16 protein-coding genes and 1 pseudogene are annotated in these 16025 nt (G+C 51.5%); 10 read left to right on the top strand and 7 right to left on the bottom strand.

Annotated features, from left to right (window positions below):
- Positions 1-110: 110 nt before the first annotated feature.
- The 3 genes from E1B03_RS14090 (at position 111) to tyrR (ending at position 4258) form a co-directional block, all read left to right on the top strand.
- Complete coding sequence (locus E1B03_RS14090) at positions 111-1508, top strand: YcjX family GTP-binding protein (RefSeq protein ID WP_103770855.1); 1398 nt, start codon at positions 111-113, stop codon at positions 1506-1508.
- Complete coding sequence (locus E1B03_RS14085) at positions 1505-2566, top strand: YcjF family protein (protein ID WP_133086433.1); 1062 nt, start codon at positions 1505-1507, stop codon at positions 2564-2566. Before E1B03_RS14090 ends, E1B03_RS14085 begins: the two co-directional genes overlap by 4 nt.
- Positions 2567-2713: 147 nt before the next feature.
- Positions 2714-4258 carry a transcriptional regulator TyrR gene (gene tyrR / locus E1B03_RS14080; RefSeq protein ID WP_133086432.1) on the top strand — a complete coding sequence of 515 codons (1545 nt, stop codon included), beginning with the start codon at positions 2714-2716 and terminating at the stop codon, positions 4256-4258.
- Positions 4259-5048: 790 nt separating this feature from the next.
- On the opposite strand, the gene tpx is transcribed toward tyrR, so the two are convergent.
- Positions 5049-5555, bottom strand: coding sequence for a thiol peroxidase (gene tpx / locus E1B03_RS14070; protein ID WP_003020437.1), 507 nt, complete (start codon positions 5553-5555; stop codon positions 5049-5051).
- A gap of 115 nt (positions 5556-5670) precedes the next feature.
- Here tpx and ycjG point away from each other — a divergent pair, with 115 nt between their 5' ends.
- Positions 5671-6636: an L-Ala-D/L-Glu epimerase gene (gene ycjG, locus E1B03_RS14065; protein WP_133086431.1), complete on the top strand. Its 966-nt coding sequence runs from the start codon at positions 5671-5673 to the stop codon at positions 6634-6636.
- Here ycjG and mpaA read toward each other — a convergent pair.
- Positions 6611-7339 (bottom strand): murein tripeptide amidase MpaA, encoded by a 729-nt coding sequence (gene mpaA / locus E1B03_RS14060; RefSeq protein WP_133086430.1) that lies wholly within the window; start codon positions 7337-7339, stop codon positions 6611-6613. The genes ycjG and mpaA overlap by 26 nt on opposite strands.
- Positions 7340-7523: 184 nt before the next feature.
- Between mpaA and mppA the strand changes: the two genes are divergently transcribed.
- Positions 7524-9137, top strand: coding sequence for a murein tripeptide ABC transporter substrate-binding protein MppA (gene mppA, locus E1B03_RS14055; protein ID WP_103770714.1), 1614 nt, complete (start codon positions 7524-7526; stop codon positions 9135-9137).
- A gap of 71 nt (positions 9138-9208) precedes the next feature.
- On the top strand, positions 9209-9490 hold the full coding sequence (locus tag E1B03_RS14050; protein WP_103770713.1) for a Rho-binding antiterminator: 282 nt from the start codon (positions 9209-9211) through the stop codon (positions 9488-9490).
- A 21-nt stretch (positions 9491-9511) separates the two neighbouring features.
- Here E1B03_RS14050 and E1B03_RS14045 read toward each other — a convergent pair whose 3' ends face one another.
- Positions 9512-10282: a DeoR/GlpR family DNA-binding transcription regulator gene (locus tag E1B03_RS14045; RefSeq protein WP_103770712.1), complete on the bottom strand. Its 771-nt coding sequence runs from the start codon at positions 10280-10282 to the stop codon at positions 9512-9514.
- Positions 10283-10399: 117 nt separating this feature from the next.
- Between E1B03_RS14045 and E1B03_RS14040 the strand changes: the two genes are divergently transcribed.
- On the top strand, positions 10400-10783 hold the full coding sequence (locus E1B03_RS14040; protein ID WP_133086429.1) for a VOC family protein: 384 nt from the start codon (positions 10400-10402) through the stop codon (positions 10781-10783).
- Between the two features lie 125 nt (positions 10784-10908).
- Positions 10909-11052 (top strand): annotated as a pseudogene (locus tag E1B03_RS14035) (NAD(P)-dependent alcohol dehydrogenase); the annotation flags it as partial.
- A gap of 39 nt (positions 11053-11091) precedes the next feature.
- Here the strand turns inward: E1B03_RS14035 and E1B03_RS14030 are convergent.
- Positions 11092-12123 carry a mechanosensitive ion channel family protein gene (locus tag E1B03_RS14030; RefSeq protein ID WP_103770710.1) on the bottom strand — a complete coding sequence of 344 codons (1032 nt, stop codon included), beginning with the start codon at positions 12121-12123 and terminating at the stop codon, positions 11092-11094.
- A gap of 244 nt (positions 12124-12367) precedes the next feature.
- Here E1B03_RS14030 and E1B03_RS14025 point away from each other — a divergent pair, with 244 nt between their 5' ends.
- Complete coding sequence (locus tag E1B03_RS14025) at positions 12368-12628, top strand: DUF2534 family protein (protein WP_003020403.1); 261 nt, start codon at positions 12368-12370, stop codon at positions 12626-12628.
- A gap of 47 nt (positions 12629-12675) precedes the next feature.
- Here the strand turns inward: E1B03_RS14025 and uspE are convergent, their stop codons facing one another.
- From uspE to ogt, 3 genes are all read right to left on the bottom strand, one after another.
- On the bottom strand, positions 12676-13626 hold the full coding sequence (gene uspE, locus E1B03_RS14020) for a universal stress protein UspE (protein ID WP_133086428.1): 951 nt from the start codon (positions 13624-13626) through the stop codon (positions 12676-12678).
- A 151-nt stretch (positions 13627-13777) separates the two neighbouring features.
- On the bottom strand, positions 13778-14530 hold the full coding sequence (gene fnr, locus E1B03_RS14015) for a fumarate/nitrate reduction transcriptional regulator Fnr (protein WP_003020397.1): 753 nt from the start codon (positions 14528-14530) through the stop codon (positions 13778-13780).
- Positions 14531-14724: 194 nt separating this feature from the next.
- Positions 14725-15240 (bottom strand): methylated-DNA--[protein]-cysteine S-methyltransferase, encoded by a 516-nt coding sequence (gene ogt / locus E1B03_RS14010; RefSeq protein ID WP_133086427.1) that lies wholly within the window; start codon positions 15238-15240, stop codon positions 14725-14727.
- A 213-nt stretch (positions 15241-15453) separates the two neighbouring features.
- Between ogt and smrA the strand changes: the two genes are divergently transcribed.
- Positions 15454-16017: a DNA endonuclease SmrA gene (smrA, locus tag E1B03_RS14005; protein WP_103770707.1), complete on the top strand. Its 564-nt coding sequence runs from the start codon at positions 15454-15456 to the stop codon at positions 16015-16017.
- The last annotated feature ends 8 nt before the right edge of the window (positions 16018-16025 follow it).

Raw genomic sequence — 16025 nt, 5'->3', positions numbered from 1 at the left:
GATTAATGCCGCCTGATACAGCTCAGGTAGTTGATAAGTAAGAATTGACCCCTATCTTTACTTCCTGTTTGTTATAATTTCTTCGGTTCCTTCAGCAAAACGGGATGGCGATGAAGCGACTTAAAAATGAACTCAATTCGCTGGTTAATCGCGGCGTAGACCGGCATTTGCGCCTGGCTGTCACCGGACTTAGTCGTAGCGGTAAGACGGCGTTTATCACCGCAATGGTAAACCAGTTACTCAATATTCATGCGGGTGCGCGTTTGCCGTTGCTCAGTTGCGTGCGCGAAGAGCGTTTGCTCGGTGTCAAACGAGTTCCACAACGCGATTTTGGTATTCCTCGCTTTACCTATGATGAGGGACTGGCGCAGTTGTATGGCTCTCCGCCGACCTGGCCGACGCCGACGCGTGGTGTGAGTGAAATACGCCTCGCGCTGCGCTACAAATCCAATGACTCTTTACTGCGTCACTTTAAAGATACCTCCACGTTGTACCTGGAAATCGTCGATTATCCGGGGGAGTGGCTGCTCGATTTGCCGATGCTCGCCCAGGATTATCTAAGCTGGTCGCGGCAAATGACCGGTTTATTACAGGGGCAGCGAGGCGAATGGTCGGCAAAATGGCGGCAGTTATGCCAGGGGCTGGATCCGCTGGCACCTGCTGATGAGAATCGTCTGGCGGAGATCGCTGCTGCCTGGACGGAATATTTGCACCAATGCAAACAGCAGGGGCTGCATTTTATTCAGCCGGGGCGTTTTGTCCTGCCCGGGGATATGGCAGGCGCGCCTGCGCTGCAATTCTTCCCGTGGCCGGACGTTGATGCTTATGGTGAATCGAAGCTGGCGCAGGCAGACAAACACACCAACGCGGGCATGCTGCGCGACAGGTTTAACTATTACTGTGAAAAAGTCGTGAAGGGATTTTATAAGAATCACTTCCTGCGCTTTGACCGCCAGATTGTACTTGTCGATTGCCTGCAGCCGCTCAACAGCGGGCCACAGGCGTTTAACGACATGCGTCTGGCGCTCACCCAACTGATGCAAAGCTTCCATTACGGACAGCGCACGCTGTTTCGTCGGCTGTTTTCTCCGGTGATCGACAAACTGCTTTTTGCCGCCACCAAAGCCGACCACGTCACGGTCGACCAGCACGCCAATATGGTGTCGTTATTGCAGCAATTAATCCAGGACGCCTGGCAAAACGCTGCGTTCGAAGGTATCAGCATGGATTGTCTGGGTCTGGCATCGGTGCAGGCAACCACCAGCGGCCTGATCGATGTGAAGGGCGAAAAAATTCCGGCGCTGCGTGGCAATCGCCTGAGCGATGGCGAACCGTTAACCGTTTATCCGGGAGAAGTGCCCGCACGACTACCGGGACAAGCATTCTGGGACAGCCAGGGCTTCCAGTTTGAGGCATTTCGCCCACAGGTTATGGATGTTGATAAACCCTTACCGCATATTCGTCTTGATGCCGCGCTGGAGTTTTTAATAGGAGATAAATTGCGATGAGCGAGCCGTTAAAACCGCGTATCGATTTCTCAGGTCCGCTGGAGGTGGAACAAAACGCGGCGTTTAAAGCGCAGCAGATGTTCAATGAGACGGAGGCGCAGACTTTTTCTCCGGCGAAAGTGGATGAACCACTGGAAGACGAAGGTCAGGCGGAGGCTGTCATTGATGCGGCCTTACGCCCTAAACGCAGTCTGTGGCGTAAGATGGTGATGGGTGGGCTGGCGCTGTTTGGCGCGAGCGTTGTCGCGCAGGGTGTGCAGTGGACCATGAACGCCTGGCAGACTCAGGACTGGGTCGCGCTGGGAGGATGTGCCGCTGGCGCATTGATTATCGGTGCGGGCGTTGGATCGGTTGCGACCGAGTGGCGTCGGTTGTGGCGCTTACGCCAGCGCGCGCACGAGCGTGACGAAGCACGAGATCTGCTCCACAGCCATGGAACCGGAAAAGGTCGTGCATTTTGTGAAAAGCTGGCGCAGCAGGCGGGTATCGATCAGTCCCATCCGGCGCTACAGCGTTGGTATGCCTCAATTCATGAAACGCAGAACGATCGCGAAGTGGTCAGCCTGTATGCCCATCTTGTGCAGCCGGTGCTGGATGCGCAGGCCCGACGTGAGATTAGCCGTTCAGCGGCGGAGTCGACGCTGATGATTGCCGTCAGCCCACTGGCGCTGGTGGATATGGCGTTTATCGCCTGGCGCAATTTGCGGCTGATTAATCGCATTGCATCGCTGTATGGCATTGAACTTGGTTATTACAGCCGCCTGCGCTTGTTCCGTCTGGTACTGCTGAATATTGCTTTTGCCGGGGCCAGTGAACTGGTGCGGGAAGTGGGAATGGACTGGATGTCGCAGGATTTAGCCGCCCGCTTATCAACGCGTGCCGCACAGGGCATTGGCGCGGGGTTATTAACTGCGCGACTGGGCATTAAAGCCATGGAACTGTGCCGACCGCTACCGTGGATCGATGACGATAAGCCACGACTGGGCGATTTTCGCCGTCAATTAATTGGTCAGGTGAAGGAAACCTTACAAAAGAACAAATCTCCACGCGAAAGTTAGCTAAAAATTGGGCGTCAGTTGTTTAACTTTACGTCCTGGCGCCCAATTTTCCATCGAGCTGTCAATATTTGTTGACAGAGTTCTTCCTGCAAACGAAATACTGTCTTATCATTTAACATATAATCCCTTGTCCAGGTGAAGGTTCCTATGCGTTTGGAAGTCTTTTGTGAAGACCGACTTGGTCTGACCCGCGAATTGCTCGATTTACTGGTGCTGAGAGGCATTGATTTGCGCGGTATCGAGATTGACCCCATCGGGCGAATTTACCTCAATTTTGCGGAACTGGAGTTCACTAACTTCAGCAGCCTGATGGCTGAAATCCGCCGTATCTCAGGGGTTACGGATGTGCGTACCGTGCCCTGGATGCCCTCCGAGCGTGAACATCTTGCGCTGAGCGCGCTGCTTGAGGCATTGCCAGAACCGGTCCTTTCTCTGGACATGAAAAGCAAAATCGAGATGGCGAACCCTGCGAGTTGTCAGCTTTTCGCGCACACTCAGGATCGGATGCGCAATCATACCGCCGCCCAGTTAATCAACGGGTTTAACTTTCAGCGCTGGCTCGAAAGCAATCCACAGGATTCCCATAGCGAACATGTCGTCATTAACGGACAGAATTTCCTGATGGAAATTACGCCGGTCCATTTGCAGGGTGAAAATCAGGAGCAGATGCTGACCGGGGCCGTTGTCATGCTACGTTCCACCCTGCGGATGGGACGTCAGTTGCAAAATATGACGACCCAGGATCTGAGCGCATTTAGCCAGATTATTGCCGTCAGTGCCAAAATGAAACACGTGGTGGAGCAGGCGCGTAAGCTGGCGACACTGAGCGCGCCGCTGCTGATAACCGGTAATACCGGTACCGGCAAAGATCTCTTTGCTCATGCCTGCCACCTGGCAAGTCCGCGCGCGTCGAAGCCGTATTTGGCGCTGAACTGCGCGTCAATTCCTGAAGATGCGGTCGAAAGCGAACTGTTTGGCCATGCACCGGAAGGCAAAAAAGGCTTCTTTGAGCAGGCGAATGGTGGTTCGGTTCTGTTAGATGAAATTGGCGAAATGTCGCCGCGTATGCAGACCAAGTTGCTGCGTTTTCTCAATGACGGCACGTTCCGGCGTGTGGGAGAAGATCACGAAGTGCATGTTGATGTTCGCGTGATTTGTGCAACGCAAAAGAACCTTGTGGAGCTGGTACAAAAAGGACTTTTCCGTGAAGACCTCTATTATCGGCTGAATGTACTGACGCTAAACCTGCCACCGCTGCGCGATTGCCCGCAGGATATTATGCCGCTTACCGAACTGTTTGTGGCGCGCTTCGCCGACGAGCAGGGCGTGCCGCGTCCGAAGCTGTCCGCCGACCTCAGCACGGTGTTAACCCGCTACGGTTGGCCGGGCAACGTGCGTCAGCTTAAAAATGCTATTTATCGGGCGCTGACTCAGCTTGAAGGTTATGAGCTGCGGCCGCAGGATATTTTACTGCCGGATTACGATGCGGCAACGGTTGCGGTCGGAGAAGAGGTGATGGAAGGGTCGCTGGATGAGATTACCAGCCGCTTTGAACGCTCTGTGCTGACGCAACTGTATATGAACTATCCCAGCACGCGTAAACTGGCCAAACGGCTTGGTGTTTCACATACTGCGATCGCCAATAAACTTCGCGAATATGGTTTGAGCCAACAGAAAAAAAGCGAAGAGTAATGTCGTAAATGAAAATGCCTCCATTCGGAGTAATGCTTGTCAGTTAAGCATTATGGAGAACATGTGACTCCTACTCAGGGTTCCGTTCACTTCAGCTTTTCACTTTTCTGAAGCACAGGTACCCGTGAACGTGCAAGGGAGGCTCACCGCCGCCTCCCTTGCAACCCAGGCTCCCGGCGGGAAAATCGTCGCTGCGCGAGTTATTCGTCTTATGCCGTCTGCCTGTCGGGTCGGGGCCGAGCCTGCATCCGTGCAGGCCATCCCCTCTGCCCGCATCCCTGCGGGCAGCCCCGGTCAGCCGTCAACGCCTCATCGATTTTCAGCCGAACCGGGGTCATCGCTTCAATGCTCTGACTTCCAGTGAACTCCGTTTTGCTGTTTAAACAAAAAACGCAGATGGTCAGGTGTGGGCTGGTCCGGCTGAAAATTGCCGACGTCTTTCCGTAAGGCCGGGAGAGCCAGCATGGATGCTGGCTCAGGGCGCGCTTTGCAAGGACGCTACCTCGCGCCCGGCCCGGTAGCCTGGAGGAATAAGCGGAGGGTATTGCGCAGCAACAATTTTCCCGCCGGGAGTCGGGATTGTTAAGGGTACGGCGATAGTACCCTTAACACGTTCACTGGGAGTAATCGTTTCAGAGAAGTGAAAAACATAAGGTGAACGTAACAAATACCGGGGGCAACAAATTCATTACCTCCGGATATGCCGCTCTTAGGTATAGTTACAACTATTGCTCGTCGTTAAATGATCGGCATTACTCCATGCGGAGGCATTTTTGTATGCAGACGCAGCTTACGCTTTCAGTACGTCCAGCGCAGCGGTGTAGTCTGGTTCGTTGGTGATTTCATTGACCAGTTGGCTGAAAACGACGTTGTCGTTTTCATCGATAACGACCACGGCACGTGCAGCCAGGCCTTTCAGTGGGCCTTCAGCGATTTCAACGCCGTAGTTTTTCAGGAATTCTGCGTTGCGCAGGGTGGACAGCGTGATAACGTTGCTCAGACCTTCCGCGCCGCAAAAACGAGAGTGGGCGAATGGCAGGTCGGCCGAAATGCACAGTACGACGGTATTGTCGATTTCTGTCGCCAGTTGGTTAAACTTACGTACCGATGCCGCGCAAACGCCGGTATCGATGCTTGGGAAAATATTCAGCACTTTGCGCTTGCCTGCGAACTGGCCCAGCGTAACGTCAGACAGGTCTTTAGCCACAAGGGTAAAAGCCTGAGCTTTGCTTCCAGCCTGAGGAATAGAGCCGGCAACGGCTACCGGGTTGCCCTGGAAATGAACGGTTTGTGACATGGTTATCTTCCTGTTTACATATAGTTAACGTCAGGGCTAGTTTATGCCATCAGCAGTTAACACAGCAAACGCTATTTGCGGATATCCGCTTCAGGGACTGCATTAAGGAAAACAGATGAGAACAGTTAAGGTATATGAGGAAGCCTGGCCGCTGCACACTCCCTTTGTCATAGCCCGTGGGAGCAGGACCGAAGCGCATGTGGTTGTCGTCGAATTGACAGATACCGGCGTCACAGGTATTGGCGAGTGCACACCATACCCGCGCTACGGTGAAAGCGATGCTTCAGTGCTGGCGCAAATTATGAGCATTGCCCCGCAACTGGAAAACGGACTAACACGTGAAGAGCTGCAAAAGCTGCTGCCAGCGGGAGCTGCGCGTAATGCCGTGGACTGCGCGTTGTGGGATCTGAGTGCGCGTCAACAGCAGAAGTCGCTGGCGGAACTGGCGGGAAGTGAGCTGGGAGAAGTGGTGACGACGGCGCAAACCGTGGTGATTGGCTCGCCGGAACAAATGGCCGCGAGCGCGGCTGCGCTGTGGGAAAATGGCGCAAAACTGCTGAAAGTTAAACTGGATGCTCGCTTGATTAGTGAGCGGATGGTTGCCATTCGTGCGGCTGTTCCTGACGCCACGATTATTGTCGATGCCAACGAATCCTGGCGGGCAGAAGGCCTTGCGGCACGCTGTCAGCTCCTGGCTGATTTAGGTGTGGCGATGCTGGAGCAACCGCTACCAGCGCAAGACGATGCCGCGCTGGAGAATTTTGTGCACCCGCTGCCGATCTGCGCGGATGAAAGCTGCCATACCCGCAGCAGCCTGAAAGCGCTGCACGGGCGCTATGAAATGGTCAATATCAAACTGGACAAAACAGGCGGCCTGACGGAAGCGCTGGCGTTGGCAACCGAAGCACGCGAGCAGGGATTTGCACTAATGCTTGGCTGTATGCTGTGTACCTCCCGGGCGATCGGCGCGGCGTTACCCCTTACGCCGCAGGTTAGCTATGCCGATCTTGATGGTCCTACCTGGCTTGCCAGCGATGCGGACCCGGCACTGCATTTTACGACCGGACAGCTTCATCTCTAGGGTGCCAGCGCAGGAGATTGGACATAGCCAGCAGATATTTCTCGCTTGCTTCATCTGAAGAAATGGGCGGGAATTCTGCGGTTATGCAGTGTAAGTTGAGATCTGCGCACCAGCTTCCAAAAGAGCCGGGCGTTTCATAACCTACGCTGGTAACGAGGGGCAATTCAAACGACTGCGCCAGCCACGCGCCTAATTCGCTGCGTCTGGGATCTTCAATACAGGCCAGCGGATCGTGAAAAGAGACCACCCAAGCCGGATGAATTCGGTGAATAAGTTGGCACAGCGCCTGGGTTTCCGGTTCTGAGCCCGGACTTTCGCCTGTCAGCAACACCACATCTCGCTCTTCTGCGCTGCTGTTCCAGCGATACACCGTTTCTCCCGCTTTCCAGTTTGCGGCGGGAAAGTTACGGTTTAGATCCACGCCGTTGGCATTGGCGCGCAGTCCGAGTTGACAACCATCCGGGTTAACTGCCAGTACCACATGGTGGCGGCGTAAGGAAGGGTTAAGCGTACGCAATGCGCAGGAAAGAGTGACAACCGATGCGTTTTCGTCGCCGTGCGTTCCTGCCAGTATCAGGCCGCTTTCACGATCGGCTGCTATTGCGGGAAACCAGATTAGTGGCGCGCCTAACAATGAACGTCCGTAATGTTCGGTTCCTGGTGGGAATGCGCCGCGCTCGGCACGGGGGCGGGTAACGGTCATAGTCATCTCTGAATGCTTGGATTGTTACTCGCAGTGTTGTGCAAAATGTATGGATAATCAAATCGTTTTCACACACTTATCTTTTCAGGTGTAATATCACTTTCTTGTTGGAAGTTAATTGCATTTCCTGCTGGCGATACAAATAATTACACATTCACTTAGTAGCCGGAATTGAGGGTATTTTATGCAGCATTCTGTTTCAGTAACCTGTTGTGCGCTGTTGGTAAGCAGCATTTCATTATCCTGGGCTGCTGATGTTCCCAGCGGAACGGTACTGGCAGAAAAGCAAGAGCTGGTGCGTCATATCAAAGACGAACCCGCGTCACTGGATCCGGCAAAGGCCGTCGGGCTTCCTGAAATTCAGGTTATTCGTGATTTGTTTGAAGGGCTGGTTAACCAGAATGAGAAGGGCGAGATTGTACCCGGTGTTGCCACCCAGTGGAAAAGCAACGATAACCGTATCTGGACCTTTACGCTGCGCGACAATGCAAAATGGGCGGATGGCACGCCAGTAACGGCGCAGGATTTTGTTTATAGCTGGCAGCGTCTGGTTGATCCGAAAACGCTGTCGCCATTTGCCTGGTTTGCTGCCCTGGCGGGTATTAATAATGCGCAGGCGATCATCGATGGAAAAGCCACGCCGGATAAGCTCGGCGTTAGCGCGGTTGATGCGCGTACATTGAAAGTCCAACTGGATAAACCGTTGCCCTGGTTTGCCAATCTGACGGCGAGCTTCGCGTTCTATCCGGTACAAAAAGCCAACGTTGAGAGCGGCAAAGAGTGGACCAAACCGGGTAATCTGATTGGTAACGGCGCCTATGTGCTCAAAGATCGCGTCGTCAACGAAAAACTGGACGTTGTGCCGAACACACATTATTGGGACAACGCCAAAACGGTGCTGCAAAAAGTCACTTTCCTGCCAATAAACCAGGAATCGGCAGCTACCAAGCGCTACCTTGCTGGTGATATCGATATTACCGAGTCCTTCCCGAAAAACATGTATCAGAAATTGTTGAAGGATATCCCAGGCCAGGTTTACACTCCGCCGCAGCTTGGTACTTACTATTATGCCTTCAATACCCAGAAGGGACCGACGGCCGATTCACGCGTGCGTCTGGCGCTCAGCATGACTATCGATCGTCGTCTGATGGCGGAGAAAGTTCTGGGAACCGGTGAAAAGCCCGCATGGCATTTTACGCCTGATGTAACGGCAGGATTTGTGCCGGAACCTTCACCGTTTGAGCAAATGAGTCAGGAAGAACTGAATGCGCAGGCGAAAACGCTGCTGCGTGCGGCGGGCTATGGTCCACAGAAACCGCTTAAACTGACGCTGCTGTACAACACCTCTGAAAACCATCAGAAGATCGCTATTGCTGTCGCGTCGATGTGGAAGAAAAATCTCGGCGTTGACGTAAAACTGCAAAACCAGGAGTGGAAAACCTACATCGATAGCCGTAATACCGGCAATTTTGATGTGATCCGCGCTTCGTGGGTGGGTGACTACAATGAACCCTCTACATTCCTGTCGCTGTTAACCTCGACCCATACGGGCAACATCTCCCGTTTTAACAATCCGGCGTACGACAAAGTGTTGACCCAGGCTACTCTGGAGAATACGCAGAAAGCGCGCAATGCCGATTACAACGCGGCGGAGAAAATTCTGATGGAACAGGCACCTATTGCGCCGATTTATCAGTATACCAATGGGCGTTTAATTAAACCGTGGTTGAAAGGGTATCCGATCACTAACCCTGAAGATGTCGCCTACAGTCGCACAATGTATATTGTGAAGCACTGAAATAGCCGGCTCGTTCGGGAAGTGGCATTGGCGATTTCCCGAGCAAATAAGGCTGTGACGAAGGTGGGGTTATGAAAGCGATGGAAAAGTATCACCCGATAGATTGCGATCTTCATGATTATCTGGAAATCGCCTGCATGTACCACTATTGCTTGCGCATTGAGCTAACGGATGGCACTTATTTGGATGCTAAAGCGCTGACGACGTGTACCACCGCGGACAAAGAAGAATTTCTGCTGGTAGAGAACCATGAAAACCAGCAAAAAATTCGATTGGATCGTCTGTCAGCAATCACCGCGTTGACGCCGGGGGCGACGTTTAGCACAGTGAGTTTTCGGCGAGCCATAAGGTAAAGGAAGAAACATGGTGTGCTGTCAGACGGTATAAATTCGTATGTCGTGCGCCTGAAAGGCCGTGGCATACTCTTTGCTGATATTTTCCTCGACGACAATCACATCGATATTACTGCTTTCGGTGACGACATAACGGGCAACGGCCGGTATTTTTTCCGCGGTCAGCGCGACGATAGTTTCATTGCACTGTCTGATTACCGCTTTTTTGAACTCGCAGTCTGCGTAATCAAACCCGGTTAAGCCGGATTCAGGCGACATCGCGCAGCCACCGATAAATCCCTGATCGAATAAAATACCCTGCACCTGTGCGATAGCGGAGGCCCCGACACAGCCTCCTGAAGATCGCTGCACCATACCGCCCAGCATAATGACCTCAAACAGCGGCTTTTTTAGTAAAACGGCGGCGATTTCCGGAGAGTTTGTTACCACGGTTAACGCCAGCTCTGCGGGCAGGGCTTCAGCCATCGCCAGATTGGTACTGCCGGTGTCGATAAAAATGCAGCTTCCTGATTTGACCAGCCGGGCGCAGCGCTGCGCGATGTTGCTCTTTTTCACCACATTAATACTCTTGCGCACGGTGATGTCTTCGGATTCGGGCAGTGCAATGACCGCACCGCCGTAGACTTTTTTACACACGCCATCTTTACTCAGTTCATGCAGGTCGCGGCGGATTGTGTGTTCAGAAACGCCTAACCTGCTGGCAAGTTCGGAACAGATGACCCTGCCGTTTTCCTGCAGGATCTGATAGATAAGCGCCTGGCGCTGTTCCGGGAATGCGGCGTAATCGAGCATAAACACTCCTGATAAAATAAACATCGAGCAATAACAATCATGATCGTGCATTATGGTTCGCGATGTCAACATCCCTTTGGGGAACCTATTTTTGGTTACAGCAAGTAGAGGTCAGCGATGAAGGTTGCACATATGGCGTTATGGACATTGGATCTCGAGCAGCAAGTTCAGTTCTGGGTTACATTCTTTGGCGCCAGGATCAACGAAAAATACCGTAGTAAAACCAATCCTGGATTTGAATCCTATTTTGTCAGCATTGGCGAAGATATTGCGATTGAGTTGATGACTAAGCCCGGGCTGACAGAACATACGCCGGACAATAACACCTCAGGGTGGGTGCATCTCGCCATTTCCGTTGGTGGTAGCGAAAATGTTGATGCTATGGAGATGCGTGCAAAAGAAAAGGGGATATTAGTTTCTGGCCCACGTACCACCGGTGATGGCTATTACGAAGCGGTGATACGCGATCCTGACGGCAACCTGATTGAAATCGTGGCGTAAGGCTTAACGCAAGCGCCAGGAAATATATTGTACCCTTGTTATTAATGAGCACGGTTCATAAGTTTGTCCTTCTTTCCCCCTCTAATCATCGGCGCGCGAGCTAAAAACCGGTGATGAAGGTCCCTGAAGGAATCGATTTCTGCGGCCAGCACGGTATTACAGCCGATGTGGAAGTGATCAATATTCAGGATACTCACCATGCCTGGCAACGGATGTTGAAAAACGATGTGAAATATCGCTTCGTAATTGATATTGCCTTATTGAAATAAGGGCAAAAAAAGACGCGGATTTCCGCGTCTTTTCTTTTGTTAGTGTGCTGATGGTTGCTGTTCAGGATTATCCATATACAGCGTTTGGCTGGGGAACGCAAAGTCGGCACCGTTTGCCTGGACAATCGAAATAATCTTCAAATAAACGTCTTGCTGTACCGCGAGCCATTCCTGCCAGACGGTGGTTTTCGTGAAGCAATACACCATGATATTCAGCGATGAATCGGCAAATTCATTAAAATAAACCAGTAGGGTTTGTTTCTGGTCTATACCCGGATGGTTTTGCAGCATTTGTCTGACCGACTCCACCACGGCTCCAACTTTATCAGCATCTTCATATCGTAACCCGATCACTGTTTTGATACGTCGGTTAGTCATCCTTCCTGGATTCTCTACGCTGATGGAAGAGAAAACCGAGTTTGGTACATATAGCGGGCGATGATCGAAGGTTTTTATTTTGGTCATCCGCCAGCCGATTTCCGTTACCGTACCTTCAATATTGCGGTCCGGGGAGCGGATCCAGTCGCCGATGCTAAACGGTCTGTCGAAATAGAGCATAATGCCAGAGAAAAAATTGCTCAGAACATCTTTACCCGCCATACCCACAGCGATACCGCCGATTCCGCCGAAGGTCAACAGGCCAGATAGGCTCATGCCGAAATGCTCGCCATACAGCAAAATGATAGCAACCACGATGGTAATCTTGATGATACGGGACAGGATCCTCGCGCTGGTGATATCTCTGCCTTTATTAATCTGCGTTTTTTCAAACTGATTAATCATCAAAAAGAGTTTGGTGGTCAGGATCAGCGCAATCAATGAGGTGCAGATAAAGTCGACCACGCTGGGGGAGATAAATTTCAGGTTGTAGCTTTCGATAACGTTATTAGCAATACTGCCAAACGTTCCGATGATAATGGCATAGACAAAAAATTGCGCTGCGTGAAATATGAACCCTTTACAGCGCCGCTCTCCACGATGATACCAGACGCTCATCAGGACCAGCGCTGCGCAGCTGCTGAGAATTACCGTCAAATTAAACGCATTATTTATAAACAGTTCAGCGATCATGATTCTTCCAGGTAGCTCCGTGGTAGTGAAATATCATCTGACATCCTCATCATCGAATATTTTACCCAGTTAAGGCGGTCAGATCATTAATCACCAGGAGAGATATATAATGCAATTAGCGCTATTTTCGGCGAAATCGCGCTGACATCAGTCCAGGATGCGGTTTATGTAGCAGACAGTCAGGAGATGTCATGGTATTGTTAGCGCAAAGTAACAAGATTTTCATCTGCAAAAGGACAGTACTATGATCATGGCTAAGCTGAAGACAGCGAAGGGACGGAAGTTTCTGTTGTGCCTGCTTGGGGTGTTTATTATCGCAGCGTCGGTCGTGACGCGAGCGACGATCGGTGGCGTTATTGAACAGTATGACATTCCGCTATCCGACTGGACCGCTTCAATGTACGCCATTCAATCGGCAATGATTTGTGTCTATAGCATGGTGTTTACGATTCTGTTGGCTATCCCGCTGGGTATCTATTTCCTCGGTGGCGAAGAGCAGCACTAAGTGTTGAAATGCCGGATGAGATCGCCATCCGGCATTGAGTTGAGCGGTTAATCGTCTTCTTCGTCATCCAGTTCAACTGGCGTCTGATATTCATCCGGCTTGATGACCAGCAGGTCGCAGCGTAGATGATCGATAACCTGTTCCGCAGTATTACCAAGAAACGCAGCAGAAATCCCGGTACGGCCAACGGTGCCCAGTACCACTATCCCTGCCTGCAAGTGCTCGGCTAAATCAGGAATAACCTCTTCAGGTAATCCTTTTTCAACGTGCGTCATTTTCTCATCGATACTGAATTTCTGACGTAACGCCTTCATAGCCAATAAATGCTGTCCACGGATCGCGTCGTTATAAACGCTGGGGTCAAATTCTGGCAGTTCAATGGCAATGTTAATTGGCGTAACAGGGTAGGCGCCAACCAGATGCACTTCAGTATGGTTAACCTGTTCTGCCAGTTGCAGCGTCTCTTTAACCAATTTTTCATTAAGCGCGTTATGATAGGCTTCTTCACTGGCGAGGTTCACTGCAACCAGCGCTTTACCCCCCTCAGGCCATGGCTGGTCTTTAACCATCCATACCGGACTTGGGCATTTACGCAATAAATGCCAGTCGGTGGGGGTGAAAATTACGGCTTCGAGGCGGTCATGTTGGTGCGCCATTTTGAGGACCAGGTCGTGCTGAGCGCTAATGACTTCCTGGATGATGGCTTCAAAGGGACGGTTGTGCCATACCACTTTAATCTCAATAGGGATCCCTGCTTCGATATAGTATTTCGCTTGTTCACGTATCCACGCAGTTCGCTGGCTGATGACCCCCTGACGCATTGCCGTACGCTCATCGGGCGACAGCAGGGTAGTCATCTCATAGGAAAAGTCATAGATCGGCAAAAAGGCTTTAATTTTGCCACCAATCCGTTGATGCAAATAAACAGCTCGCCGTAATGCGGGTTGATCGTCCTGGTTTGGATCGACAACGACCAGCATATTTTTATACATAGCCATACAGGGTCTCCTTACAACTGTCATCGCAGTTTGTAATTAAAAGAGTAACCCAATAATGTGGATTGAAACAGGGGATAACCTCCTGCCAGATCAATAAATCGGGAAAATTTAGCGATTTGACAGAAGGATAACAGAGATGCTTGCGGAAAGATTACGCAACGTTACGCGTGTGGCCAGCAAGAACTGCCAGCGCGTCGCTATTCTCAATAGTGATGTATTTGCCTTTCACTGCCAGCATGCCGCTTTTCTGGAAACGACCCAGCAGGCGGCTGATGGTTTCAACCGTCAGGCCGAGATAGTTACCGATGTCGCCACGGGTCATGGTCAGGCGGAATTCACGAGGTGAGAATCCACGTTGGGCGAAGCGGCGGGACAAATTGTAGATAAAGGCTGCCAGGCGCTCTTCTGCATTCTTCTTCGACAACAGCAGGATCATGTCCTGGTCGCCTTTGATTTCGCCACTCATCAGACGCATCATCTGCTGACGCAGATTCGGCATTTTGCCGGACAGATCATCAAGGGTTTCGAAAGGAATTTCGCATACCATTGAGGTTTCCAGCGCCTGGGCAAAGCTCGGGTGATGTCCGCTGCCAATCGCGTCAAAACCGACCAGATCGCCCGCCAGATGGAAACCGGTAATCTGCTCATCACCTTGTTCGGTAATGGTATAGCTTTTAATTGTTCCGGAGCGGATAGCATAGAGTGATTTAAGCTCATCACCTGCTTTAAAGAGCGTTTGCCCCTTTTGGATAGGCTTTTTGCGCTCGATGATGTTATCGAGCTGGTCAAGCTCATGCTCGTTAAGTGTGAACGGGATGCAAAGCTGGCTGATGCTGCAATCCTGGCAATGGATAGCACAACCGCCAGACTGAATGCGCCGTATAATTCGCTTTTCCGGGATCATAGGTCTGCTCAAGCCGTAATTGATATTTGTCAATTTTAACATCTTTTTGGTGAGCACGTAAGCCTGAGCTACTCCCAATAGAGAATAATTCAGGCATAACTGGGGTGGATGTTTGTATCTATTTGATTAACCACACTTTATCTGTGGGTGCATTATGTGGAAGTGTGATGAATAAGGCATTAATTGCCTGGAATCTAGAGTAGCAAATAGCCTTCGTGGCGCAATAACCACTCTTTTCGTTGTACGCCACCGGCATATCCGGTCATGGTGCCGTTGCGTCCAATAACGCGATGGCAGGGGACCACAATGCTTACCGGGTTGGAACCATTGGCCGCGCCGACGGCCCTTGCGGCATTGGGGCGTCCCAGCTGTTCGGCCAGTTGACCATAATGCATGACCTGTCCGCAGGGGATAGTGCGTAAAGCTTTCCAGACTTCACGCTGGAAAGGTGTACCCGCAGTTGCCGTTTCCAGCGTGTCAATAATGCTGAGGTTCCCGGCAAAATACTCCGACAGTTTAGTGCTTAATCCACCAGGGTTTTTGGCGGCAATGCGCTGATAACCCTCTGCACGATAATGGATATCCAGCAATTGTTCCATGCGGTCGCTGTATTGATCCCATTCCACCGCGCGCAGGCGAAATTGCTCATCACAAATAACCCACAACGGGCCCAGTGGCGTGTCTATAGTGTCTTCCAGTAAGTTAAGCATCCGTTTCTCTCATTACAGCATTCAGGCGAGCTAACACATTATCACGCCAGCGACAGTCGCAGCTATACCCCTAAAAACGGATATCTTCATGATGTGAGTAGATCTTTTCAACGGAGCGAACCCGGTGAATTACTGGAAATAATCGTAAACCGTTGTCGGTATAATAGTGCGCGGTTATGATAACGTTCGTCGTAATTCGCTGGAGGATGAAACATGAACCTTGATGATGCTTCACTGTTTCTTGATGCTATGGGGGATGTTCAACCGCTTAAGGGCTGCGCCGATGTTCACTGGCAGCCAACGCGCAATGTCCGTACTCCGGCGCGTATCGACACGCTTCAACTGGACAACTTTCTCTCGACAGGGTTTCTCGATATTGTTCCGTTGAGCGAACCGCTGGAGTTTCGTCGCGAAGGTTTGCAGCACGGTGTGACTGACAAACTGAGAACCGGAAAATATCCGCAGCAGGCGAGCCTTAATCTCATCCGTCAGCCCGTAGAAACATGCCGTCAGATGCTATTCAGTTTTATTCTGCAGGCACAGCAGGATGGGTTACGTAACGTGCTGGTGATACACGGTAAGGGGCGGGAGGATAATTCCCACGCGAATATTGTTCGCAGCTATGTGGCGCGTTGGCTGACGGAATTTGACGATGTACAGGCCTACTGCACCGCGTTGCCGCATCACGGCGGCAGCGGGGCATGCTATGTGGCATTACGTAAAACCGCGCAGGCAAAACAGGAAAACTGGGAGCGTCACGCTAAGCGTAGTCGCTGACAAAGTTA

The organism is Citrobacter arsenatis, from assembly GCF_004353845.1.
Lineage (GTDB): Bacteria > Pseudomonadota > Gammaproteobacteria > Enterobacterales > Enterobacteriaceae > Citrobacter > Citrobacter arsenatis.
Note: the sequence above shows the minus strand (reverse complement) of the source record. Positions and strands in the feature narration are given on the sequence as shown.